20 protein-coding genes are annotated in these 21,550 nt (G+C 64.2%); 13 read left to right on the top strand and 7 right to left on the bottom strand.

The window, feature by feature from the left end; all coding sequences use genetic code 11:
• Positions 1-9 precede the first annotated feature (9 nt).
• The 3 genes from FNJ47_RS09060 to FNJ47_RS09050 form a co-directional block, all read right to left on the bottom strand.
• Entirely contained in the window at positions 10-309 is a 300-nt protein-coding gene (locus tag FNJ47_RS09060) for an acyl carrier protein (RefSeq protein ID WP_163152729.1), read from the bottom strand.
• 181 nt (positions 310-490) lie between these two features.
• The gene (locus tag FNJ47_RS09055) at positions 491-847 is read right to left on the bottom strand and encodes a hypothetical protein (RefSeq protein ID WP_163152728.1); all 357 of its coding nucleotides are present in this window, start codon (positions 845-847) and stop codon (positions 491-493) included.
• Positions 848-934: 87 nt separating this feature from the next.
• Complete coding sequence (locus FNJ47_RS09050) at positions 935-1,816, bottom strand: ion channel (protein WP_163152727.1); 882 nt, start codon at positions 1,814-1,816, stop codon at positions 935-937.
• 87 nt (positions 1,817-1,903) lie between these two features.
• Between FNJ47_RS09050 and FNJ47_RS09045 the strand changes: the two genes are divergently transcribed.
• Positions 1,904-2,530 (top strand): ParB-like protein, encoded by a 627-nt coding sequence (locus tag FNJ47_RS09045; RefSeq protein ID WP_163152726.1) that lies wholly within the window; start codon positions 1,904-1,906, stop codon positions 2,528-2,530.
• Here the strand turns inward: FNJ47_RS09045 and FNJ47_RS09040 are convergent.
• The 3 genes from FNJ47_RS09040 to FNJ47_RS09030 all read right to left on the bottom strand — a co-directional run bounded on the left by FNJ47_RS09040 (position 2,491) and on the right by FNJ47_RS09030 (position 5,451).
• The gene (locus FNJ47_RS09040; protein ID WP_163152725.1) at positions 2,491-3,003 is read right to left on the bottom strand and encodes an MgtC/SapB family protein; all 513 of its coding nucleotides are present in this window, start codon (positions 3,001-3,003) and stop codon (positions 2,491-2,493) included. The genes FNJ47_RS09045 and FNJ47_RS09040 overlap by 40 nt on opposite strands.
• 22 nt (positions 3,004-3,025) lie before the next feature.
• Complete coding sequence (locus tag FNJ47_RS09035) at positions 3,026-3,604, bottom strand: peroxidase-related enzyme (RefSeq protein WP_163152724.1); 579 nt, start codon at positions 3,602-3,604, stop codon at positions 3,026-3,028.
• Positions 3,605-3,702: 98 nt separating this feature from the next.
• Positions 3,703-5,451, bottom strand: a complete 1,749-nt coding sequence (locus FNJ47_RS09030) for a helicase HerA domain-containing protein (protein WP_163152723.1) — start codon at positions 5,449-5,451, stop codon at positions 3,703-3,705.
• Positions 5,452-5,848: 397 nt separating this feature from the next.
• Between FNJ47_RS09030 and FNJ47_RS09025 the strand changes: the two genes are divergently transcribed.
• The 11 genes from FNJ47_RS09025 to ggt all read left to right on the top strand — a co-directional run bounded on the left by FNJ47_RS09025 (position 5,849) and on the right by ggt (position 17,751).
• A complete protein-coding gene (locus FNJ47_RS09025) occupies positions 5,849-7,741 on the top strand; it encodes a putative bifunctional diguanylate cyclase/phosphodiesterase (RefSeq protein ID WP_430649366.1) in 1,893 nt (630 codons plus the stop codon).
• A 95-nt stretch (positions 7,742-7,836) separates the two neighbouring features.
• On the top strand, positions 7,837-8,022 hold the full coding sequence (locus FNJ47_RS09020) for a hypothetical protein (protein ID WP_163152720.1): 186 nt from the start codon (positions 7,837-7,839) through the stop codon (positions 8,020-8,022).
• 144 nt (positions 8,023-8,166) lie between these two features.
• On the top strand, positions 8,167-9,123 hold the full coding sequence (locus tag FNJ47_RS09015; protein ID WP_163152718.1) for a catechol 2,3-dioxygenase: 957 nt from the start codon (positions 8,167-8,169) through the stop codon (positions 9,121-9,123).
• A 149-nt stretch (positions 9,124-9,272) separates the two neighbouring features.
• Complete coding sequence (locus FNJ47_RS09010) at positions 9,273-9,764, top strand: DUF1801 domain-containing protein (RefSeq protein WP_163152740.1); 492 nt, start codon at positions 9,273-9,275, stop codon at positions 9,762-9,764.
• Between the two features lie 102 nt (positions 9,765-9,866).
• Positions 9,867-11,144, top strand: a complete 1,278-nt coding sequence (gene soxC, locus FNJ47_RS09005; RefSeq protein WP_163152716.1) for a sulfite dehydrogenase — start codon at positions 9,867-9,869, stop codon at positions 11,142-11,144.
• 34 nt (positions 11,145-11,178) lie between these two features.
• The gene (locus FNJ47_RS09000; RefSeq protein ID WP_430649367.1) at positions 11,179-11,676 is read left to right on the top strand and encodes a c-type cytochrome; all 498 of its coding nucleotides are present in this window, start codon (positions 11,179-11,181) and stop codon (positions 11,674-11,676) included.
• A 177-nt stretch (positions 11,677-11,853) separates the two neighbouring features.
• Positions 11,854-12,153: a BA14K family protein gene (locus FNJ47_RS08995; RefSeq protein WP_235999695.1), complete on the top strand. Its 300-nt coding sequence runs from the start codon at positions 11,854-11,856 to the stop codon at positions 12,151-12,153.
• A gap of 147 nt (positions 12,154-12,300) precedes the next feature.
• Positions 12,301-13,785, top strand: coding sequence for an amino acid permease (locus FNJ47_RS08990; protein WP_165445607.1), 1,485 nt, complete (start codon positions 12,301-12,303; stop codon positions 13,783-13,785).
• Between the two features lie 239 nt (positions 13,786-14,024).
• Positions 14,025-15,596: a porin gene (locus FNJ47_RS08985; protein WP_163152712.1), complete on the top strand. Its 1,572-nt coding sequence runs from the start codon at positions 14,025-14,027 to the stop codon at positions 15,594-15,596.
• A gap of 108 nt (positions 15,597-15,704) precedes the next feature.
• Complete coding sequence (locus FNJ47_RS08980) at positions 15,705-15,890, top strand: amino acid permease C-terminal domain-containing protein (protein WP_163152710.1); 186 nt, start codon at positions 15,705-15,707, stop codon at positions 15,888-15,890.
• Positions 15,891-16,014: 124 nt separating this feature from the next.
• Positions 16,015-17,751 (top strand): gamma-glutamyltransferase, encoded by a 1,737-nt coding sequence (gene ggt, locus FNJ47_RS08975; RefSeq protein WP_163152708.1) that lies wholly within the window; start codon positions 16,015-16,017, stop codon positions 17,749-17,751.
• A 64-nt stretch (positions 17,752-17,815) separates the two neighbouring features.
• Here the strand turns inward: ggt and FNJ47_RS08970 are convergent, their stop codons facing one another.
• On the bottom strand, positions 17,816-18,244 hold the full coding sequence (locus FNJ47_RS08970; protein WP_235999691.1) for a hypothetical protein: 429 nt from the start codon (positions 18,242-18,244) through the stop codon (positions 17,816-17,818).
• 480 nt (positions 18,245-18,724) lie between these two features.
• Here FNJ47_RS08970 and FNJ47_RS08965 point away from each other — a divergent pair, with 480 nt between their 5' ends.
• Positions 18,725-21,199, top strand: coding sequence for a penicillin-binding protein 1A (locus FNJ47_RS08965; protein ID WP_163152706.1), 2,475 nt, complete (start codon positions 18,725-18,727; stop codon positions 21,197-21,199).
• Positions 21,200-21,550: the final 351 nt, after the last annotated feature.

Genomic DNA, 21,550 nt, shown 5'->3' with positions numbered 1-21,550 from the left:
GATGGGCGATTACGAGCCCGAGCCCGTGCCCGCGTTCTTGGCTGCAACCAGCTCGTCGATGCGGTCGGCGAGATTCTGCAGCACGAAGTACTGCTCCGTCGTGGCCTTGCCGTCGTTGACCTCCTGGGTCCACTTCTCGAGCGGCATCTTGATCCCGAATGCCTTGTCGATGGCAAAGGCGATGTCGAGGAAGTCGAGGCTGTCGATCCCGAGATCGTCGATCGCGTGGCTCTCCGGCTTGATCGTATCGCGCGGGATGTCGCAGGTCTCCGCGATAATGTTGGCGATCTGCTCGAATGTGGAGGACATCATTAAGCCTTTGATATATTGAAGGTAATTCCGGGTCGACTTGGAGGAGACGGGCACGTTGCCCCGGAATTCCCTATTGCTGCTGCCGGAGTCGTGTGCCCGTATATCGGAGCAGGGCCGTTAGTTCAATGGAGCTTGGCCGGCCTGGCAAGGACGGTTTTTGGGCACGGTTCCGGTGAGCCTAGCTGCGCGGCATCACCGTAATCTTCGCGCAATCTCGGCGACCCATCAGCACGCAATCCTGGGTCTTGCGCAAATCGGCGATGCTCATGGCGAGCCAGATACCGATGGCGGTGAGTGCCACCGTGAAGGCGAAGGCGGCGATGTTGGCGAGCATGCGCTGGCGGAAATCGTCCGGCTCCTCGCGCGGCTTCTCATAGCGAGAGAGGTCGTTGGCGACGGAAACAGGAGCGATGGAAGCGGGGCGGGTCGAACGGACCCGCTCCTCGCGTTTGCCTGGCGGCTGCGCTGAGGTACGCGGCCGGAATTTGAGCACCACGTGCTCGTCATCCGAGGAAATTGGCCGCTGCGTCTTCACTGTTGTCAGTCCGGTCGCGTCGCCGTTTATGTGTAGCACGTTCGCTGCACATCACACCTAAAATCTTGATGCGCGCAGAGGTAGTATTTATCCCTCGATGGTCTCGTGGAACCGACTGTAGTCGATCCTGAGGCGGCCGTCGTCGGTCGCCTGCAGGATCTCGACATAGCGATGGCCGAAGCGGACGTCGGAATGTTCGTACGATTTTCGCGCATGCAAGGTTTGCGCTGCAACGTCGTCGTAGCCCGACACGATGAGGCCGAGACCGGCATTGACGGCTTCCAGGTCCGCGGCGTCGAGGCCGTGCAGCGGGCTGTGCTGGTCGATCACATGAAACAGGGTCCAGCTTAGCGCCAGCGCCGGGCTTTCGCTGCGCGAGAGCGGCAGTTCGTAGAACCGGCGATAGGGCATGCCTTCCTTGCTGACGCCGTTCTTGAACAGCCACAGCCGCGCGGTGGCATTGGCGATGATGTTGTGCCGCTCGTTGGCAAGGCGGATCATCAGCGTCAGCTGGCCTTCATGGTTCGAGATCACGGGATAGTCGGCGAACAGCAGCCGCGCGCTCGGCCGCGAGAAGCGCGCGAAGATCAGTCCGGTCATCAGCGACATCGAGAAGATGCCGGTGAAGAGCTCGATGGTGGCGATGAAGTGCCCGTAATGGGTCTGCGGGTGCATGTCGCCGTAGCCGGCGGTCGAAAGTGTTTCGATGCTGAAATAGAGGTAGTCGACGTACTGGCCGTCGGGTACGTTGGCGATCGGGTGATCACCGAGCCAATAGAGCAAGGCGAACACGGCATTGAAGGCGACGAACACCAATGCTGCACCGCCAATAAAGGCGGGCCAGGATGCCGTCATGCAGCGATGGCTGATGTCTGCCCAGAAGCTGAGCTCCAACCCCTCGGTCACAACCTCCCGGTTGCCGAGGCGGATCGTGCGGGCCTTCAGGCGCTCGTTTGCTCTCAAAGCCATTCCGCCGAACCGGCCCTTTCGTCTGCCTGTGGCATCATGTCATAATGGAACCCATTCCGGAGTGCCGGTCAAACGGGAGTACAATTCATGGCCCATACGCGCGAGCCCTATGTCAAACCGGTCCCGATCATGTCGCTACGGCCGACCCAGATGACGGTCGGCATGCATGAGGTGAAGGAGAAGCGGAAGCGCTGGCGCGAGCACAACTCGGACAAGAAGCGCGCAGAGCTGCTGGGCAAGCACATGATCCCGGTCGTTCACGGACCCGACGATCGCTACTACGTGGTCGACCACCATCACATGGCGCGGGCGCTGCACGAGGAGGGCGTCAAGGACATCCTGGTCACGGTGATCGGCGATCTCACGATGGTCGAGCGTGACGTGTTCTGGGGCGTGATGGACAACAAGCGCTGGGTCTATCCCTACAATTCCAAGGGCGAGCGCTGCCACTTCAGGGATATTCCGAAATCGATCAAGGATCTCAAGGACGATCCGTTCCGCAGCCTTGCCGGTGAGATGCGCCGGGCCGGCGGCTTCGCCAAGGACACGACGCCGTTCAGCGAATTCCTGTGGGCGGATTTCCTGCGCCGCCACATCCCGCGCAAGACGGTGGAGAACAATTTCGCCAAGGCGCTGGAGAAGGGGCTTGCGCTGGGACGCAGTGGAGGAGCGGTCTATCTGCCCGGCTGGTGCGGGCCGGCATCCGACGACTGACCGGGCGCGGCCTCCGGTTGGGGAGGATCTTCCTTGCCGCCGAGCACGTTGTGCAGCCACCGCTCGGTCCGCTTGCCGAAAGTCAGCAGCAGGAATGCCAGCATGAGCGCGGTGAGGACGATCGGCCAATGTCCGGCGCCGCAGACAATGCCGACGCAAGCGGCGAAGAACGCGCATGCGGCGCTGGTCAGGCCATGGACGTGATATTGATCGCCCCGCCGGACGATCACGCCGGCGCCGAGAAAGCCGATCCCGGTCAGCACGCCCTGGATCACGCGGCTGACGGCATCGGTGAATTTCCCGGGATCGACCGCCTGCAAGGCAAGCAGCACGACGGTAGCGGTCGAAAGGCTGACGAGACCCAGCGTCTTCAGGCCGATCGGCTTGCCGCGCAGGTCGCGGTCGAGTCCGATCGCGCCGCCGGCAAGGGTCGCCGCACCGAGACGCAGGACGATTTCGCTCCAGTCTGCCAAGATGTCCTCTACAAGCCGTCCTCTATTTCGGTTGCCGCCCGAGCATGTAGAACTCGGCGTTCGGCCGCATGCCGGTGACGTTCGCTAGTCGGTTCGAGAGCGCGAAGAACGCCGCGACGGCAGCGATGTCCCAGACGTCGTCGTCGCTGAAGCCATGGACGGCGAGCGCGGCGAAGTCCGCCTCCGCGACCTCCTCGGCCGCGCGGCTCACCTTCATGGCGAAGTCGAGCATCGCGCGCTGCCGCGGCGTGATGTCGGCCTTGCGATAATTGACCGCGATCTGGTCGGCAATCTCCGGGTTCTTGGCGCGGATGCGCAGGATCGCGCCGTGGGCGATCACGCAATATTGGCACTGGTTGGCGGCGCTGGTCGCCACCACGATCATCTCGCGCTCGGCCTTGGAGAGGCCGGAGTCCTTCTCCATCAGCGCGTCGTGATAGGCAAAGAAGGCGCGGAATTCATCGGGGCGATAGGCCAGCGTGAGGAACACGTTCGGCACGAAGCCGGACTTCTCCTGCACCTCCAGTATGCGGGTGCGGATATCCTCGGGGAGCCTGTCGAGAGCGGGCGTCGGGAAGCGTTTTGCGGTCGGCTGCGTCATGAGATGGTTCCGGCATGCCGCATCGATGCGGCGTCACGCGAAACCATAGTCGATGACGGGGTGGGCGCAAGGCGCATCGGCGCCTTGGCGGAATGATGCTAGCGCAGCGGCTTCTTCAGAAGCGAGAAGCGGTCCGGATCGAGGCCAAGTGACGGCTGCAACATCGGCGCTTCGGCGGGCGCCATGGTGCGCGGCGGCGCCGGAGGGTTGAAATTGGCGTCGCCGCTCGGGCTGTCGCGATGCGAGGTGGCGCCGCGCCAGCGCTCTAGCACGGCGCTGACGAAATGCATGTCATGGCCGGCGGTGACCGACGGCACCGTTGCGATGGTGGCCTCGCCGCGCGGCAGCTGATGCGGCGGCACCTCCTTGAAGCGCAGCCGCGTCGGCAACGCCACGCCTTCGCCGAACGCCAGCACTTCGCGGGTGCCGAGCGAAGGCACGAACGACAGCAGATTGGCGGCGGCGTCCGACACCGCGGAGCGCAGCAGCGCCTGGTCGCGGTCGTTGGCGAGCCGCATCGTGAACAGCGTGTTGCACTGGGAGATGATGGTCGCGTCGAGTTCGGCTGGACGCTGGGTGATCAGGCCGAGATAGACGCCGTATTTGCGGCCTTCCTTGGCGATGCGCGACACCGCCTTGCGGGTCGGTCCGAAGCCGATATTGCGGTCGGCGGAGGCGTAGCGGTGCGCTTCCTCGCAGACGAACAGCATCGGCGAGACGCCGTCGCTCCACAGCCCGAAATCGAACGCCATGCGGCACAACACCGACACCACGGAATCGACGACTTCGACGGGGAAGCCGGCGAGCTGCATGATCGTCATCGGCTTGCCGTTGGCGGGGAGGCGGAACAGATGGCTGATCACCTCGGCCATGGTATCGCCGCCGACATTGGCATTGTCGAACATGAAGGCGTAGCGCGGATCGTTGCGCACCGCGTCGATGCGCGAGATCAGCTTGTGATAGATGATGCGCGAGGAGCGGTTCTCGAGCTTGCCCATGCGCTCGTCGATCAGCGAGATCAGGTCGACGAGGCGATAGGGCACCGGCGTATCGACGGTGTAGCCGACCTGCTTGGGATCGACGCGCTTCAGCCCGAGACCGACCCGATCCGAGTTCTGGTACTGGGTGTAGATGCCCTTCGCCATCGGGATCACTTCGGCGAGGATGTCGAGCTCTTCGGGCACGCCGGGCCGGCCGCCGAACAAGACGTCGACGACCTCTTCGAAGTTGAACAGCCAGAACGGCAGCTTCAGGTTTCGCGGGTTGAGCACCTGCGCGCGCTCGCCGAAGCAGCGACCGTATTCGTTGTGCACGTCGAGCAGGAAGATGCGCAGGTTCGGCCGCGACTTCAGGATCTCGTTGAGCAGCAGCGACACGCCGGTGGATTTGCCGACGCCGGTCGAGCCGAGCACCGCGAAATGCTTGGAGAGCATTTCCTCGACGTCGACATAGGCGATCACCGAGCGATCCTGTTGCAGCGTGCCGACATTGATCTGGTCCGAGCCGCTCGGCGCATAGACCGTGCGCAGCTCCTGGTTCGTGATCAGATCGGTGCTGTCGCCGATGGTCGGATAATGGGTTACACCGCGCTGGAATTTCGGCCGGTCGCCGCCAAGGATCTCACCGAGCAGATCGACCGAGGCGGTCGCCATATACTCGTCGGACGGCGGCAGGTGCTCGCAGGTGACCTCGGTGATCATGGCGACGATGACCGAACTCGCGCAGCGGATGCTGACGAACCGGCCCACGGTTGCCCGCATTTCTGAAAGCTGCATCTGGCCGCCCGCCAGTAGCCCAATCCGGGCCTGCGAGCCGCGCACAGAGATCACACGTCCGAAGGATGTCACAGTTCTCGCCTGGCTCGTTCTCGAAATCTAAATGTTCGGACCAATATGCCCGCCCGGGATTGGAAAAACCGTTAAGTCGCCGGGGTTTCGCATCGGCTAAATCTACACCTTCCCGGTGACGATTTGTTTCTATCGTACCGCGAGATTGTGCGCCGTTACGCGCATCGGCGACGAAATCGTCGCTTTCTGGCACAGCCGCGACTGTTTCGCGGTTTTTTCGTTAATGCGCAATTCACCATCTCGGAGGAGTGCGTCGATGGCTCCGTAGGTTTACGGGGTTCTTGGCGCGATTTGTCGTTTGCGGACTCCTGGTAACGTGTAACCGATTGCTAACTGCGAGTTGTAACGACCTTTCCATTAGTGCTGCGTAACGATGCCGCGCTCGGGAGAGATCAGCGTGCGCATCGAACACCTCAATTCATCGTCAGGAAATGCCGACGCCGGCTCGACCAAGGGTCTGGCATTCTGTGCCGGTTTGCTGGTCGGCAGCCTGCTCGGAACAGTGACTGCACAGTGGAGCGAGCGCGAAGGCCTGCTGATGGCGGCATTTGCGATCATGGCCACGATCGTCTTCCTGTTACTGAAGCGGCACGAAGTCTCCGACGCGCGGCTCGCCACCGAGCGGCGCAATCTCATCACGGCCGTGAACAACATTCCGCAAGGGCTCGTGCTCTACGATGCGTCAGCGCGCATCATCATCTGCAACCGTCCCTATATCGAGATGTTCGGGCTTTCGCCCGACGTGGCGAAGCCAGGCTGCACCATGCAGCGGCTGATTGCGCACCGACAGGAGACCGGCTCGTTCGACGGCGACGTCGACGAGTTCTGCGATGCCATCATCCGAAATGTGAAGCTCGGCAAGGCGACGCGTCAGCTGACCCAGGCGCCGGGCGGGCGCGCGATCGAGATCGTCAACACGCCGCTGCCGGACGGCGGATGGGTGGCGACCATCGAGGATATCACCGAGCGCACGCGCACCGAGAACAAGATCGCCCACATGGCGCATTATGATGCGCTGACCGATTTGCCCAACCGTGTGCTGTTCCGCCAGCGCCTCGAACAGTCGTTGAGGGCGATCGGGCCCGACGAGCAGCTCGCGGTCATGTATATCGACGTCGACGAGTTCAAGAGCGTCAACGATGCGCTCGGCCATCAGATCGGCGACGAACTGCTCAGGGCAATTGCCGATCGCCTGCGCTCCTGCCTCGGGCAGAGCGATGTCGCGGCGCGGCTCGGCGGTGACGAGTTCGCGGTGATCCAGACCGCGGTCCGCGACCAGACCCAGACCATGCAGCTGCTGGCCGCGATCTATCAGGCGATCCGCCAGCCGATCGAGTGCAGCGGGCACCTGATCACCACCGACGCCAGCATCGGCATCGCGGTCGCGCCCGCCGACGGCCTCGAGCTCGATCAATTGCTGCGCAACGCCGACCTCGCGCTCTATGGCGCCAAGAGCGACGGCCGCCGCACCTACCGCTTCTTCGAGGCCGGCATGGACGCGCGCGCCAAGGCGCGGCGCAGCCTGGAGCTGGAACTGCGCCAGGCCATCGTCGACGGCAGCTTCGAGCTGCATTATCAGCCGCTGCTTCATCTCGAGGACAGCCGGGTCAGCTGCTGCGAGGCGCTACTGCGCTGGCGTCATCCCGAACGCGGCACCATCTCGCCCGCGGATTTCATTCCGGTCGCCGAGGATACCGGCCTGATCAACGATCTCGGGCACTGGGTGCTCAACACCGCGTGCCGTGAAGCCGTGAACTGGCCGGACCATATCCATGTCGCGGTCAACGTGTCTCCGATCCAGTTCAAGAGCGAGACGCTGGCGCTGAACGTCGCCGCTGCGCTCGCGGCGTCAGGGCTCGCGCCTTCGCGGCTCGAGCTCGAGATCACCGAGGCGGTGCTGATCCGCGACGACGAGGCCGCACTCGATATCCTGCACCAGTTGCGCGAGCTCGGCGTCCGCATCGCGCTCGACGATTTCGGCACCGGCTATTCGTCGCTGAGCTACCTGCAGCGCTTCCCGTTCGACAAGATCAAGATCGACCGCGCCTTCGTCAAGGATCTCGCCGGTACCGGCGCATCGTCCACGATCGTCCAGGCCGTCGTGAACATTGCCGCCGCGAGCGACATGACGACGACCGCCGAAGGCGTCGAGACCGAGCAGCAGCGCAATTTGCTTCGCGTCATCGGCTGCACCGAGATGCAGGGCTATCTGTTCAGCCGGCCGGTGCCGGATGTCGAGATCCGCAAGCTGCTGTCGTCGCATCGCGAGAAGGTCGTCTCGGTCGCCTGACCGCCGGCCTCGACCGCATTCACTCTGTGATTCCGGCCACGGACCGCCGCGGCCGGGCCGGCCATCTTGTTGATCCGCAACAAGAGGGCTCGGCCATGTATTATCTCGTGAATGCGCTGCTCGTTCTGGCGATCGCGTTCTTCTTCTTCCTGCCGATGACCGATCGCCGCACCGCGCGGATGAAGCTGTGCATGGTGTGCGCGCTCGCCGTCGCGCTGACGGTGTCGGCGACCGCGTCCCGGCCGCACCGATCGGCGCCGGTGGTGGCGTCGAAGGGCTGACTGGCGATGCTGCCGCGGTCGCCGGCGCCACCAATTTGTTGACTGGACCTAATCCTTTGTACACTGGTACAAATCGACGCGCCGCCGCTCGCCGCCCGATTGGAACGACGTCGATCCGGCGCCGTCGCCGAAGGAGACCGCCCCATGCAGCCGGAACCGATCTTCGATCTCGCTCATCTCGGGCACATGGAGCTGCTGACGCCGAAGCCGGACGAGAGTCTGAAATTCTTCGTCGACGTCATGGGCATGACAGTCAGCGGCCGAAAGGGCGGCTCGGTCTATCTGCGCGGCTGGGACGATTACGAGCGCTATTCGCTGAAGCTGACCGCATCGAGCACTTCAGGCATGGAGCACATGGCGCTGCGGGCGCGCAGCCCGCAGGCGCTCGAACGCCGCGTCGCCGCGCTGAAGGGCTCGGGCTTCGACATCGGTTGGGTCGATGATGACATGGGGCAGGGACCGGCATTCCGCTGCCGCGATCCCGACGGCCACGTCATCGAACTCTATTACGAGACCGAATGGTACGAGGCGCCGGCCGAACTGAAGCCCGCATTGAAGAACCAGGCGCAGCGCTTTCCGGCGCGCGGCGTCAATGTCCGCAGGCTCGATCATCTCAACTGCCTCGCGGTCGATATCAGGGCCAATCGCCTGTTTTTCGAAAACTACCTCGGATGCCGCACCACCGAGCAGATCGTGCTCAACGGCGGCACGGAAGCGGCGATGTGGATGACGATGTCGAACAAGAGCTACGATTTCGCCTACACGCGCGACCACTACGGCAAGCGTGGCCGGTTTCATCATGTGACCTACGCGCTCGACAGCCGCGAGGAGATCTTGCGGGCCGCGGATATTTTCCTCGAGCACGGCGTCCATATCGAGACCGGGCCGCACAAGCACGCGATCCAGCAGACCTTCTTCCTCTACGTCTATGAACCCGGCGGCAACCGCGTCGAGGTCGCCAATGCTGGCGCCCGCCTGATCCTAGCGCCGGACTGGAAGCCGATCGTGTGGACCGAGGAGGAGCGCAAGAAGGGACAGGCCTGGGGGTTGAAAACGATCGAGTCATTCCACACCCACGGCACGCCGCCGGTGACCGGTTAGGCTTCGGCCGCAGCGCGCAAGGTCGCGCGCGTCGATACGCCGCCGCGAACGCCTGCGGTCGATGACGACAACATGGGCGCATGGTCGATATGATCCTGTTCGAGCGGCCGACGCCGCGCGCGATACGTGAACCGATGGAAACAAGCACAATGGCTGGCAAGACGCCCAAGACGTCGGCGAAAAGCGCGAAGAAGGGTACCAAAAAGGGCGTGAAGAGCGCCGCGAAGCGCGATACTGCGAAGCCGCGCCTGCTCTCGGGCGGCAATCCGCAGATCGCGAAGGGGTATGGTGACGCACCCGTGCAAGCCTATATCGCGGCGATGCCGGGGTGGAAGCGCGATATCGGACGCAAGCTGGACGCGCTTATCGTGCGCACGATCCCCCGCGTGCACAAGGCGGTGAAGTGGAATTCGCCGCTCTACGGCATGGAAGGGCAAGGCTGGTTTCTCGGTATCCATGTCTTCGCGCGCTACGTCAAAGTAGCGTTCTTTCGCGGCGCGTCGCTGCATCCGGTGCCGCCGGGCGAGTCCAAGCAGCAGCATACGCGGTATCTCGACATTCACGAGAACGATGAGCTCGACGAAGCCCAGTTCGCCGCCTGGGTGAAGCGGGCCAGCGAAATGCCCGGCGAACAGATGTGACCGCCACGAGGCGTCGTCGATGCAGCTCTGCGCGCGGGACCATTGCCTCGCCTCGGGCGTTTGGTGTTAGGCTGCATCGCCTAACGTCAGAGGAAAACGTCGATGAGCGAACACACGACGGACAAGCGCGTGCGAGAGGCGTCTCGCAGGCGTTTCCTTCAGGCGGGTGCAGCACTGGCCGGTGGCTCCGCGATCGCGGGAGTTGCCGGTTCTACCGCGCTTGCCGAACAAGGGAATAATCTTCCGCCCAGCGTACCGGAATGGATGAAAACGCCGGGCGACCCAATGGGAAGCCAGCCCTACGGCGCGCCCTCGGTCCACGAGAAAGGCGTCATCAAGAACATCTCGAAGACGCTGCCGCAGTATATCTCCGCTTCGGGCCGTACGCCGTTGCAGGAGCTCGACGGCATCATCACGCCGAACGGCCTGTTCTACGAGCGCCACCATGGCGGCGTGCCGACCATCGATCCGGCCGAGCACCGGCTGATGTTGCATGGCATGGTCGATCGCCCGCTGGTGTTCACGATGGAGGACATCCGCCGCTTTCCGTCGCAGTCGCGGATTCACTTCCTCGAGTGCTCCGGCAATCCGGTCTACACCAAGCCCTACGGCAAGACGGCCTCGGACCTCGTCGGCCTTTTGAGTTGCGCGGAATGGACCGGCGTGCCGCTCAAGACGGTGCTGGACGAAGCGGGCGTGCAGGCGGGAGCCAAATGGATCGTTGCCGAGGGCGCCGATGCGGCCGCGCTGACGCGCTCGATCCCGATCGAGAAATGCCTCGACGACGCCATGCTGGTCTACAGCCAGAACGGCGAGCGGCTGCGTCCGCAACAAGGCTATCCGCTGCGCCTGTTGCTGCCGGGCTTCGAGGGCAACATGAACGTGAAATGGCTGCGCCGGCTCAAGGTCGTCGCCGAGCCAGCCTATTCGCGCGAGGAGACCTCGAAATACACCGACCCGATGCCCGACGGCACGTCGCGCGAATTCACCTTCTACATGGAAGCCAAGTCGATCATCACGCGGCCGTCCGGCGGCCAGAAGCTGACCACACATGGCTTTCACGAGATCACGGGGATCGCCTGGAGTGGCCACGGCAAGATCAAGAGCGTCGAGGTCTCGCTCGACGAAGGCAAGAGCTGGCAGCAGGCCGAACTTCAGGAGCCGGTGCTGACGCGTGCGCTCACGCGCTTTCGTTTGCCCTGGCACTGGGACGGCACTCCCGCCGTCATCCAGAGCCGCGCCATCGACGAGACCGGCTACATCCAGCCGACGCTGGCAGAACTGGTGGCGGTGCGTGGCCTCAACTCGTTCTACCACAACAACGCAATCTGGCCCTGGCGCATCGATGCGAATGGCGAGGTGACCAATGGCCAGGCGTAAGCTCAAGGCGGCGTTTCTCGTGGGGGCGATCGCGATGCTTGCCGCTGCTGCGCAGGCCGAGGATCGCTTTGGCATCGGGCGTCCGGCAACGCCTGCGGAGATCGCGGGCTGGAACATCGATATCGGTCGCGACGGCTCCAACCTTCCGCCGGGCAGCGGCAGTGTCGAACGCGGCCGCGCCGTGTTCGCCGAGCAGTGCACGGCGTGCCATGGCAACAGCGGGCAGGGCGGCGTCGGCGATCGCCTGGTCGGCGGACAGGGTACGCTGGCGAGCCCCAAACCGATCCGCACCGTCGGCAGCTATTGGCCGTATGCCCCGACGTTGTTCGACTACATCCGCCGCGCAATGCCGCAGAATGCGCCGCAGTCGCTGAGCAATGAGGACGTCTACGCGGTGTCCGCCTACATCCTCAGCCTGAACGGCATCGTGCCGGCCAATGCCGTGCTCGACGCGAAGTCGCTTGCGGCGGTCAAGATGCCGAACCGCGACGGGTTCGTCTCCGACCCGCGGCCTGACGTGCATAACCGCTGAGCGGCGAGCCGGACGTCAGTCGCGAACCGCAGTCGTTGTGCTCCACTGGGGCAGCCTCGCAGCATTGTGACATGCTGCCCCTGTGCCCGGAATTTGATCGTGACCACATCAAGCCCGGGCACGAGGGCGTTCCTGCTGCCCCATGGCAATTTTCAATTGATGCATCGGAGAGGTCGTATGGCCGGGCTCAAGGCCGTTGCAGCCGCTGTGCTGCTGGTGGGAATGACGTTCACGCCGGTGGCGGCCCAGATATCGGAGCCGGCACTTTTTGACGCCCAGAATCCGGGGCGGAGCGCGATCAACGGCGGTGCTCTCACGCCATGGGGCGAGGCGCAGGCGACGCAGCGCAGCGGCAACCCGGAGAACGCCTACGGCACCATCCCGCCGGCACCGTCCTCTTGCGCCCGTTATCGTTCGTTCGACCCGGCGTCCGGCACCTTCCTTGCCCGCGACGGTCGCCGTCATCCCTGCCAATGAGGGCGCGGTACCTCGCTTGGTGGTGGATAAGGGCTCCGGCCGTCGCCATCCGCGCGAACGACCTGACGTTAGGCGCGTTATAGTCCACTGATCGCGTCGGGTCCCGCCGGGCCCGAGCGGCGGAGGGCATCTGGCGTGACGGACACCCTGGCTGGCTTCTGGGATCGAAAGTCGACCTCCGAGCTGTTGCGGGAGGCGGCACGGGCCGACGGCGACGCGGAGACGCCGGTCTTCAAGCGCTCACTGTCGGCGTTGCAACTGGTCACGCTCGGCATCGGCGGCATCATCGGCGCTGGCATTTTCGTGCTGACCGGGCACGCGGCGGCCGCCAATGCCGGTCCCGCCGTCACGCTCTCCTTCATGCTTGGTGCCGTCGCCTGCGCCTTCGCCGGCCTGTGCTACGCCGAGATGGCGTCGACCGTGCCGATCTGCGGCAGCGCCTACACGTATGCCTATGCCACGCTCGGCGAACTGATCGCATGGATCATCGGCTGGGACCTGATCCTCGAATACGCGGTCGGCGCGATCGCGGTCTCGGTCGGATGGTCCGGCTATTTCGTCAGCTTCATGCGCGATTTCGGCATCAATCTGCCGCAGCAATTCACCTCGGCGCCGCTCGCCTACGACGCCAACAGCGGTGCGTGGTCATCGACCGGTGCGGTCGTCAACATCCCGGCGATGGCGATCATCGCCTTCGTCACCGCGCTGCTCGTGGTCGGCATTCGCGAGTCCGCGCGCTTCACCAGCTTCGTCGTCGTGGTCAAGCTCGTCGTCATCGCGTTGTTTCTCGCCACCGCGGCCTCCTCGGTGACGCTCGCGAACTGGGTGACGTCGAGCAATCCGGAGGGCTTGCTGATTCCGCCGAATGCCGGTCCGGGCGTGTTCGGCTGGTCCGGCGTGATCCGTGGCGCAGCGGTGGTGTTCTTCGCCTATATCGGCTTCGACGCAGTCTCGACTGCCGCACAGGAAGCGAAGGTGCCGGAGCGCGACATGCCGATCGGCATTCTCGGCTCACTGGTCGTCTGCGCCGCGCTCTATGTCGCGGTCGGCTTCGTGCTGACCGGTATCGTGCCGTATGATCGGCTCAGCGTGCCCGATCCGATCGCGGTCGGTATCGATGCCGTTGGCATCGGTTGGCTCGGTCCGTTCATCAAGCTCGGCATCCTGTTCGGACTGACATCCGTGATCCTCATCATGCTGCTGGCGCAGCCGCGGATCTTTCGCGCCATGGCGCATGACGGGTTGTTGCCGGGCTTTGCCGCAAAGATCCATCCGCGCTTCCGGACCCCCTACGTCTCGACCATCTTCTCCGGCATCATTGCCGCGGTCCTGGCGGGCCTGCTGCCGATCGGGCTGGTCGGCGAACTGGTCTCGATCGGGACGCTGTTTGCGTTCACGGTGGTTTCGATCGGCACGCTGGTGCTGCGTGTCCGCGATCCGGAATTGCCTCGGCCGTTCAAGGCGCCCGCGATCTGGCTGGTGGCGCCGGCCGCCGCTGCAACGTCGCTGTTCCTGATGTTCGGCCTGCCGCTCGACACCTGGATCAGGCTCGCGGTGTGGCTCGTGATCGGGCTTGCGATCTATGCGGCCTATGGCCGGCGTCACAGCCGGCTGCGAGCGAGCGGCGCATAAGGCGCGTTCCCAAGCGCGTCCACCGCAACGGTCGACCCGGCTGCCTCATTCGCAGAGCTGATGAGGCTTATCAGAACAATTCGTAAGGCCCCGGTACAACCATCCGCTACGCTATTTTCGCGCTTTCAGAATCGGTGAGGAATGGGCGGACCCTCGGAGCATTTGGAGGGTGTGTCGAAGGCGCTGAGCGACTGAGCGATCCGTGGCCTTTCCTGACATACGTGAACTTGGGGGTTAACATGAAAATTTCGAACAGCTTTATCCTCGGCTCGGTGGCGGTTCTCGTCGCAGCCGGGGGAGCTCAGGCGGCCGATCTTCCAGTCAAGGCCAAAGCGGTCGAGTACGTGAAGGTTTGCTCGCTCTATGGTCCAGGGTTCTACTACATCCCGGGCACCGACACCTGCATCAAGCTGGGCGGCTACCTGCGCGTCGACGTCCTGGCGAACTCGAACGTTGACAACACCGGCAACACCTCGGGCGCCGCTGGCGCTCGGAACCGCTTCACCAACGGCTACACCTGGCGTTCGCGTGAAGACCTGAACATCGATACGCGCACTGCGACCGAATACGGCGTGGTCCGCACGTTCTTCGATGCGACGTTCAACTGGACCTCGGACAGCTACGCCGGCCAGGGCAATGGTGCGACCGTTTACTCGCCGATCGGCACGGTTCAGGCGCCGAACAACGCCAATACGGGTGCGGTTGCGGCTGGTACGGTTGGCGTCTACTACGCCTTCATCCAGTTCGCCGGCTTCACCATCGGTAAGGCGGTCTCGCAGTTCTCTGCTCCCTGGACCGCCTATCCGGGCAACAACTTCGACGGTCTCGTCGGCGGCGGCGGCACGATCACTGGTGTGAACCAGTTCACCTACACCGCTGAGTTTGGCAACGGCGTGTCGCTGTCTCTGTCGGCTCAGGATCAGACGGCCTACTATCAGGCTGGCGTCGTCAACCTCGGTGCGCCCGTCAACTTCGGCGTTCCCAGCAACACCAACGTGTTCGGCATCGGCGACTACGCCGGCACGATCGCGCCGGATTTCGTGGCCATGCTGCGCGTCGATCAGGCCTGGGGTCTGTTCCAGGCGTCGTTCGCAGCGCATGATAACCACGCGGCCTACTACGGCGGCACCGAGTTGACCGGTCATCCGGACGACAAGTGGGGCTGGGCTGGTCAGTTGGCGTTGTCGATCAAGAACATCCCGACCGGACCTGGCGACACCATCAACTTGCAGGGTGTCTACACCGACGGCGCGACCCGCTACAACATCCAGGACCTTGCCGGCTCGGCTGGTCAGAACACGATCTTCGGCAGCACCGGTGTTCCCGGCGCCTACCAGAGCATCGGCTTTGGCATCGCGCCTGACACCGTGTTCGTCACCGGCGGTCAGCAGCAGACCATCAAGACCTGGGGCTTCCGCGGTGCATATGTGCACAACTGGAACCCGAACTGGAACACCAGCATCTACGGTGCTTATGCTGGCGTCCGCTACACCGACACGGCCAAGGGCTATATCTGCGGCCCGGCTGGCAATGGTGTCGGTGGTTCGCTCAGCAACTTCTTCGGTGCTGGCTCGGCCCTGACGGCATGCAACCCGGACTACAACATCGCGCAGCTCGGTACCCAGACCCAGTGGACCCCGGTGAAGAACCTGACCTTCTCGGCAGATTTCACCTACACCCATCTGGATCAGAAGATGGCCGGCACGATCGCCTTCCCCGGCAGCCCCGCCATTGGCAAGCCCGGCGCGATCTACGAGCTGAAGGATCAGAACACGGTTCTCTTGCTCCTCCGCGCTCAGCGCAACTGGTGAACTATCGGCGAGAGATCGCTTCGGGAAGTTGAGTTTTAAAACGTCTCATTGACCACAACCAAAAGAGGTGTTCCTTCCATCTTCAGTACGACCTCCGAAGCCTCCGGCATGCCCGCCGGAGGCTTTTCTCCGCCGTGTGCGCCCATCGCGCCCGCGAACTGGCTGGCGGCGCCGACTGCCGCTGGAACTTCGCTGTTCCTGATGTTCGGCCTGCCGCTCGACACCTGGATCAGGCTCGCGGTGTGGCTCGTGATCGGGCTTGTGAGCTACGCGGCCTATGGCAGACGGCCATAGCCGGTTGCGGGTAAGCGCTGAGCGGAGCGCGCGCCTATAGTGCGCAAGCGAGCGGCCTGCTAAATGTACGCGTTGAGATAGCACCGCAAGCCGCGACACGTCGGCATTCCCCGGGGAGGCTCCCATGCAAAATTCAACAGCGCACGCGCGGTGGATAGTCGCCGCGATTGTTTCGGTCGGCCTCATGTCGGCGGTGCCGGGTCGCGCGGCATCGGTCGCGCCCGTCGCTGCCGAGAACGGCATGGTGGTCTCGGCGCAGCATCTCGCGACGCAGGTCGGCGTCGAGGTGTTGAAGCGGGGCGGCAACGCCGTCGATGCGGCGGTCGCGGTCGGTTACGCGCTTGCGGTCGCCTATCCCGCCGCCGGCAATCTCGGTGGCGGCGGGTTCATGACCATCCAGCTTGCCGACGGGCGCAAGACTTTCCTGGATTTCCGCGAAACCGCGCCGAAGGGCGCCACCGCCAACATGTATCTCGACAAGGACGGCAACGTCGTCCCCGGCCTGTCGACCAAGGGACATCTCGCTGTCGGCGTGCCGGGCTCGGTGGCCGGGATGGAATATGCGCGCGAGAAATACGGCACGATGAAGCGTGCGGACGTGATCGCACCGGCGCTGCAGCTCGCCGAGGACGGCTTCGTGCTCGACCAGGGCGACGTCAGCATGCTGCAGACCTCGACCAAGGATTTTCAGGACGATCCGGCCTCGGCGGCGATCTTCCTCAACAACGGCAAGCCGTTCCAGGTCGGCGAGCGGCTGACGCAGCACGAGCTCGCCGAGACGCTGCGCGAGATCAGCAAGCGCGGCACCGACGGTTTCTACAAGGGCTGGGTGGGGGCGGCCATCGTCGCCTCGAGCCTGGCCGGCAAGGGCCTGCTCACGCAGGAGGATCTCGACAACTACAAAGTCCGCGAACTCGCGCCGGTCGAATGCGATTATCGCGGCTACCACGTGGTCTCGGCGCCGCCGCCGAGCTCGGGGGGCGTGGTCATTTGCGAGATCCTGAATATCCTCGAGGGCTATCCGCTGAAGGAGCTCGGCTACCACTCCGCGCAGGCGGTGCACTATCAGATCGAGGCGATGCGGCACGCTTATGTCGACCGCAACAGCTATCTCGGTGATCCCGACTTCGTGAAGAATCCGCTCGACCGCCTGCTCGACAAGAATTACGCCGCCAAGATCCGCGCCGCGATCGATCCGGCCAAGGCCGGCGTATCGAGGGATATCAAGCCCGGCGTTCCGCCGCACGAAGGCAGCAACACCACGCATTACTCGATCGCCGACAAGGACGGCAACGCGGTGTCGGTCACCTACACGCTGAACGACTGGTTCGGCGCCAAGGTGACCGCGGCCAAGACCGGTGTGCTGCTCAATGACGAGATGGACGACTTCACCGCCAAGGTCGGCGTGCCGAACCTCTACGGCCTGGTGCAGGGGGAGGCCAATTCCATCGTCCCGGGTAAGCGCCCGCTGTCCTCGATGAGCCCGACCATCGTGACCAGGGACGGCAAGCCGGTGATGGTGTTGGGCACTCCGGGCGGTAGCCGCATTATCACGGCCGTGCTGCTGACAATGATCAACGCCGTCGACTACGGCATGAACGCGCAGGAAGCCGTCGACATGCCGCGCTTTCATCAGCAGTGGCTTCCGGAACCGACCAACCTCGAGGACTACACGCTGTCGCCGGACACGCGGAAGATCCTGGAAGGGATGGGCCACAAGTTCGGTCCGCCGCAGCCGGCCAATCACCTCGCGGTCATCGTCATCGGCGCGCCGGCGCTCGGTGGTGAGCCGGTCGGCAACAACCGCTTCTATGGCGCGAACGATCCGCGCCGTAACTCGGGGCTCGCTAGCGGCTACTGATTGTCGTTGCACAATCGCGTGGTGGCGGTCGGGCAGGGCCGCAGCGGGCGAAATCGGCCGCGCCTCAGGCGACGGCGCTCGACCTGCCGTCGTCGTGCCCGCTCGTCAGCAGCAGGCGCCGGCGGATCGCGTCCTCGACCAGGGCCAGCGACTGCTTGGCTTCACGCGCCTCGGCTTCGGCGGCCTGGGCCCGGAATTCAGCCGCATCGAGCTGCTCCTGCTGGGACTCGATGCGCCGCCGGGCCTCTTCGAGCGCCCGCGACGCATCCCTCAGCTTGCGCTCGGTGGCAGCGATGATTTCGAGCTGCGCCTGTTCGGCAGCCTCGGCGCGGGCTTCCCCGGCGCGAGCCCTGTCCTCGATGCTGCGGAACAAGTCCGCCGCCTGATAGACGAGGTCCAAGGCTTCCGTGCCCATGGCCGACGTGGGCGGTTTTGGAAATCCGAGTACGGTCTGGTCGACCGCAAAAGGCCGTTTAAATCCGCGCAGTGCCATGGAAATCAGCCCGTCGCGAGTTGCGTGTATGCCAACAACTTGCGGTAGTTATAGTTAACAAATCATTGATCCGGTGGGCGCCGCGGGACTGTCCACCGGTTTTCTGGTGACTCGTTGCCCGCAACGGCAGCCGGGTTGGGGAAAGCGGTCGGTCCGTCCAGCGCTTTCCTTTCGCAGCGCGCCGTCGGCGCAAGCGCGACGATCAAGGGGGAGCAGGATTCGGCGAGGCACACGCGAATCGAGCGGCGCCGTAGCGTACGGTGGACGCTGCCACCCGGGGGCTCGCCAGGCCGGGCCAGGAAGGTCTGCTGATTTGGCAGCGCGCGCGAGCCGGGCTCTATGGCATAAGTTTGACGCCTGGCGCGCTTTAATTATCCGGTGCTGAATTGCAGGTCAGGGGAGCGACCGATATACCGGGCGGCCTAAGTGGCACGCAGCGCGCTCAGAACGAGCGACGTATTCGCCACGGAAATCTGGTCGATGAAATTTCTGTTGCGGTTCTTCGGGTTCCTGTTCACCGCAGGAACCATCCTGTTCCTGGCTGGTCTGGCCGCCGTCGCAGGGCTGTTCTGGCATTTTTCCAAGGATCTGCCCGACTATTCACAGCTCCAGAACTACGAGCCGCCGGTGATGACCCGCGTCCACGCGGCCGACGGTTCGCTGCTCGGTGAGTTCGCCAAGGAGCGCCGGCTGTACCTGCCGATCCAGGCGGTGCCGAAGCTCGTGATCAACGCCTTCCTCGCCGCCGAGGACAAGAATTTCTACGAGCATGGCGGCATCGATTATACCGGCATGGCGCGCGCCGGCGTCTCCTACGTCCAGAACTTCGGTTCCAATCGTCGTCCGCAGGGCGCCTCCACGATCACCCAGCAGGTCGCCAAGAACTTCCTTCTGACCAACGAGGTGTCGTTCAGTCGCAAGATCAAGGAAGCCCTGCTGGCGATGCGAATCGAGCGGGCCTATTCCAAGGACAAGATCCTCGAGCTCTATCTCAACGAAATCTATCTCGGCCTCGGCGCCTACGGCATCGCGGCGGCCTCGCTGGTCTACTTCGACAAGTCCGTCAATGAACTGACGGTCGCCGAAGCGGCCTATCTGGCGGCGCTGCCGAAAATGCCGGCCAGCCTGCATCCGGTGCGCAACCATGCGCGCGCCATCGAGCGCCGCAACTACGTGATCGACCGCCTGCAGGAGAACGGCTGGATCAGCGTGGCCGACGCCGACAAGGCGCGCAAGGACCCGCTGACCGTCACCAACCGCAGCAACGGCGCGCACACCTTCGCCGGCGAATATTTCTCGGAAGAGGTCCGCCGCGACATCTTCGAGCGCTATGGCGAGAAGAAGCTTTATGAAGGCGGCCTGTCGGTGCGCACCACCCTCGACCCCAAGGTCCAGGTGATGGCGCGCAAGGCGATGGTGGCGGGGCTCGTGAACTATGACGAGCAGCAGGGTTATCGCGGCGCGATCCAGAAGATCGATCTTTCCGCCGACTGGGGCGTGCCGCTCGCCGAAATCAAGTCGCTCTCCGACATCTCGCCGTGGCGAATGGCTGTTGTGCTCGAGAGCAACGACCAGTCGGCGCGGATCGGCTTCCAGCCCGGCCGCGAACTCGGCGGCGCCATCAGCAAGCAGCGCGAGACCGGCATCATCACGATGGACGGCGTGCGCTGGGCCAGGAGCAAGGGCAAGACGCCGACGGCGGTCTCGCAGGTGCTGCAACCCGGCGACGTGATCTATGCCGACCCGCTCTTCAAGGACGGCCGCGCCATCGAGGGCCAGTACCGGCTGCGCCAGATCCCCGAACTGTCGGGGGCGATGGTGGCGATGGATCCGCATACCGGCCGCGTGCTCGCGATGGTCGGCGGCTTCTCGTTCGACCAGAGCCAGTTCAATCGCGCCACGCAGGCCTACCGGCAGCCCGGCTCGACGTTCAAGCCGATCGTCTATTCGTCGGCGCTCGACAACGGCTATACCGGATCGACCGTCATGATCGACGCGCCGATCGAGATCGACCAGGGGCAGGGCAATGTCTGGCGCCCGGAGAACTTCTCGACCGGCAAGTACCAGGGTCAGGTGACGCTGCGCAACGCGCTGCGCCTGTCGCTCAACACCGTGACGGTGCGGCTCGCGCAGGAGATCGGCATGCCGCTGATCGGCGAGTATGCCAAGCGCTTCGGCGTCTACGACGAGCTGCCGAACTATCTCGCCTATGCGCTCGGCGCCGGCGAGACCACGGTGATGCGGATGGCCACGGCCTATTCGATGATCGCCAATGGCGGCGTCCGCGTGAAGCCGACCCTGATCGACCGCATCCAGGACCGCTACGGCCACACCATCTTCAAGCACGACCAGCGCGAATGCCGCGGCTGCGACGCGCCGGAGGGCTGGAAGAGCCAGCCCGAGCCGCAGCTCGTCGACCGTCGCGAGCGGGTGCTCGACGCGATGTCCGCCTACCAGATCACCTCGTTGATGGAAGGCGTGATTCAGGCCGGTACCGGCACGGCGCTAAAGGACGTCGGCAAGCCGCTCGCCGGCAAGACCGGGACTTCGAACGAGGCCAAGGATCTCTGGTTCGTCGGCTTCTCGCCGGACCTCGTGGTCGGTCTCTATGTCGGCTACGACAAGCCGCGCTCGCTCGGCCGCAACGCGCAGGCCGGTCACACCGCGGCGCCGATCGCGCGCGACTTCCTGAAGCTCGCGCTCGCCGACAAGCCGGCCACCCCGTTCAAGCAGCCGGTCGGCATCCGGCTGGTGCTCGTCGACGCCAAGACGGGCCTGCGCGCCTCGTCCGGACAGAAGGGCGTGGTGCTCGAAGCCTTCAAGCCGGGCCAGGCGCCGCCGGCCTATGATTCCTCGTTGGTCGCCGGCACTGACGTGATCGACGGCACCCAGCAGCCGATTTCGCCGGATGCGGATCGGGCCGTGATGCGGTCGGGGACCGGCGGGCTGTACTGACGGCTGCGGTAGGCATTCAACAAGACGCCACGGCTCGATCTCGCACGAACGTGCGATGCATGCGACAGCGGGCGCTGCCAAAATATCGAAAACAACCCCATGCAAAGGAGCCGGCGGTGGCCGGCGTCCGGCCAAGCAACTTGACACGTCGGGCAACTCAGGGGCAAACTTCTAATATTCCGAAAATTGTGCGAATGTCCCTCGCCCCAAGTCTCCTTCGCCCCAAGTCTCCCTCGACCAAGACTGTCGCATATGGCCTTTGCGGGCTTCTGCAACTGAAGCTTCCACGTCGCAGGCGGGAGAGGGAACGCGCCTTCATTCGCGGCCACAGCCTAATCTCATCTTGCTCTC

Source organism: Bradyrhizobium uaiense, assembly GCF_010811875.1.
Classification (GTDB): Bacteria; Pseudomonadota; Alphaproteobacteria; order Rhizobiales; family Xanthobacteraceae; genus Bradyrhizobium; species Bradyrhizobium uaiense.
Note: the sequence above shows the minus strand (reverse complement) of the source record. Positions and strands in the feature narration are given on the sequence as shown.

Excerpts from the sequence above, each read along its gene's own strand:
- ggt (WP_163152708.1), top strand. The coding sequence starts at position 16,015 with ATGCAAAATTCAACAGCGCACGCGCGGTGGATAGTCGCCGCGATTGTT.
- FNJ47_RS09060 (WP_163152729.1), bottom strand. The coding sequence starts at position 309 with ATGTCCTCCACATTCGAGCAGATCGCCAACATTATCGCGGAGACCTGC.
- FNJ47_RS09000 (WP_430649367.1), top strand. The coding sequence starts at position 11,179 with ATGCTTGCCGCTGCTGCGCAGGCCGAGGATCGCTTTGGCATCGGGCGT.
- FNJ47_RS08965 (WP_163152706.1), top strand. The coding sequence starts at position 18,725 with ATGAAATTTCTGTTGCGGTTCTTCGGGTTCCTGTTCACCGCAGGAACC.
- soxC (WP_163152716.1), top strand. The coding sequence starts at position 9,867 with ATGAGCGAACACACGACGGACAAGCGCGTGCGAGAGGCGTCTCGCAGG.
- FNJ47_RS09035 (WP_163152724.1), bottom strand. The coding sequence starts at position 3,604 with ATGACGCAGCCGACCGCAAAACGCTTCCCGACGCCCGCTCTCGACAGG.
- FNJ47_RS08970 (WP_235999691.1), bottom strand. The coding sequence starts at position 18,244 with ATGGCACTGCGCGGATTTAAACGGCCTTTTGCGGTCGACCAGACCGTA.
- FNJ47_RS08980 (WP_163152710.1), top strand. The coding sequence starts at position 15,705 with ATGCCCGCCGGAGGCTTTTCTCCGCCGTGTGCGCCCATCGCGCCCGCG.
- FNJ47_RS09015 (WP_163152718.1), top strand. The coding sequence starts at position 8,167 with ATGCAGCCGGAACCGATCTTCGATCTCGCTCATCTCGGGCACATGGAG.
- FNJ47_RS08995 (WP_235999695.1), top strand. The coding sequence starts at position 11,854 with ATGGCCGGGCTCAAGGCCGTTGCAGCCGCTGTGCTGCTGGTGGGAATG.
- FNJ47_RS09050 (WP_163152727.1), bottom strand. The coding sequence starts at position 1,816 with ATGGCTTTGAGAGCAAACGAGCGCCTGAAGGCCCGCACGATCCGCCTC.
- FNJ47_RS09045 (WP_163152726.1), top strand. The coding sequence starts at position 1,904 with ATGGCCCATACGCGCGAGCCCTATGTCAAACCGGTCCCGATCATGTCG.
- FNJ47_RS09020 (WP_163152720.1), top strand. The coding sequence starts at position 7,837 with ATGTATTATCTCGTGAATGCGCTGCTCGTTCTGGCGATCGCGTTCTTC.
- FNJ47_RS09010 (WP_163152740.1), top strand. The coding sequence starts at position 9,273 with ATGGCTGGCAAGACGCCCAAGACGTCGGCGAAAAGCGCGAAGAAGGGT.
- FNJ47_RS08985 (WP_163152712.1), top strand. The coding sequence starts at position 14,025 with ATGAAAATTTCGAACAGCTTTATCCTCGGCTCGGTGGCGGTTCTCGTC.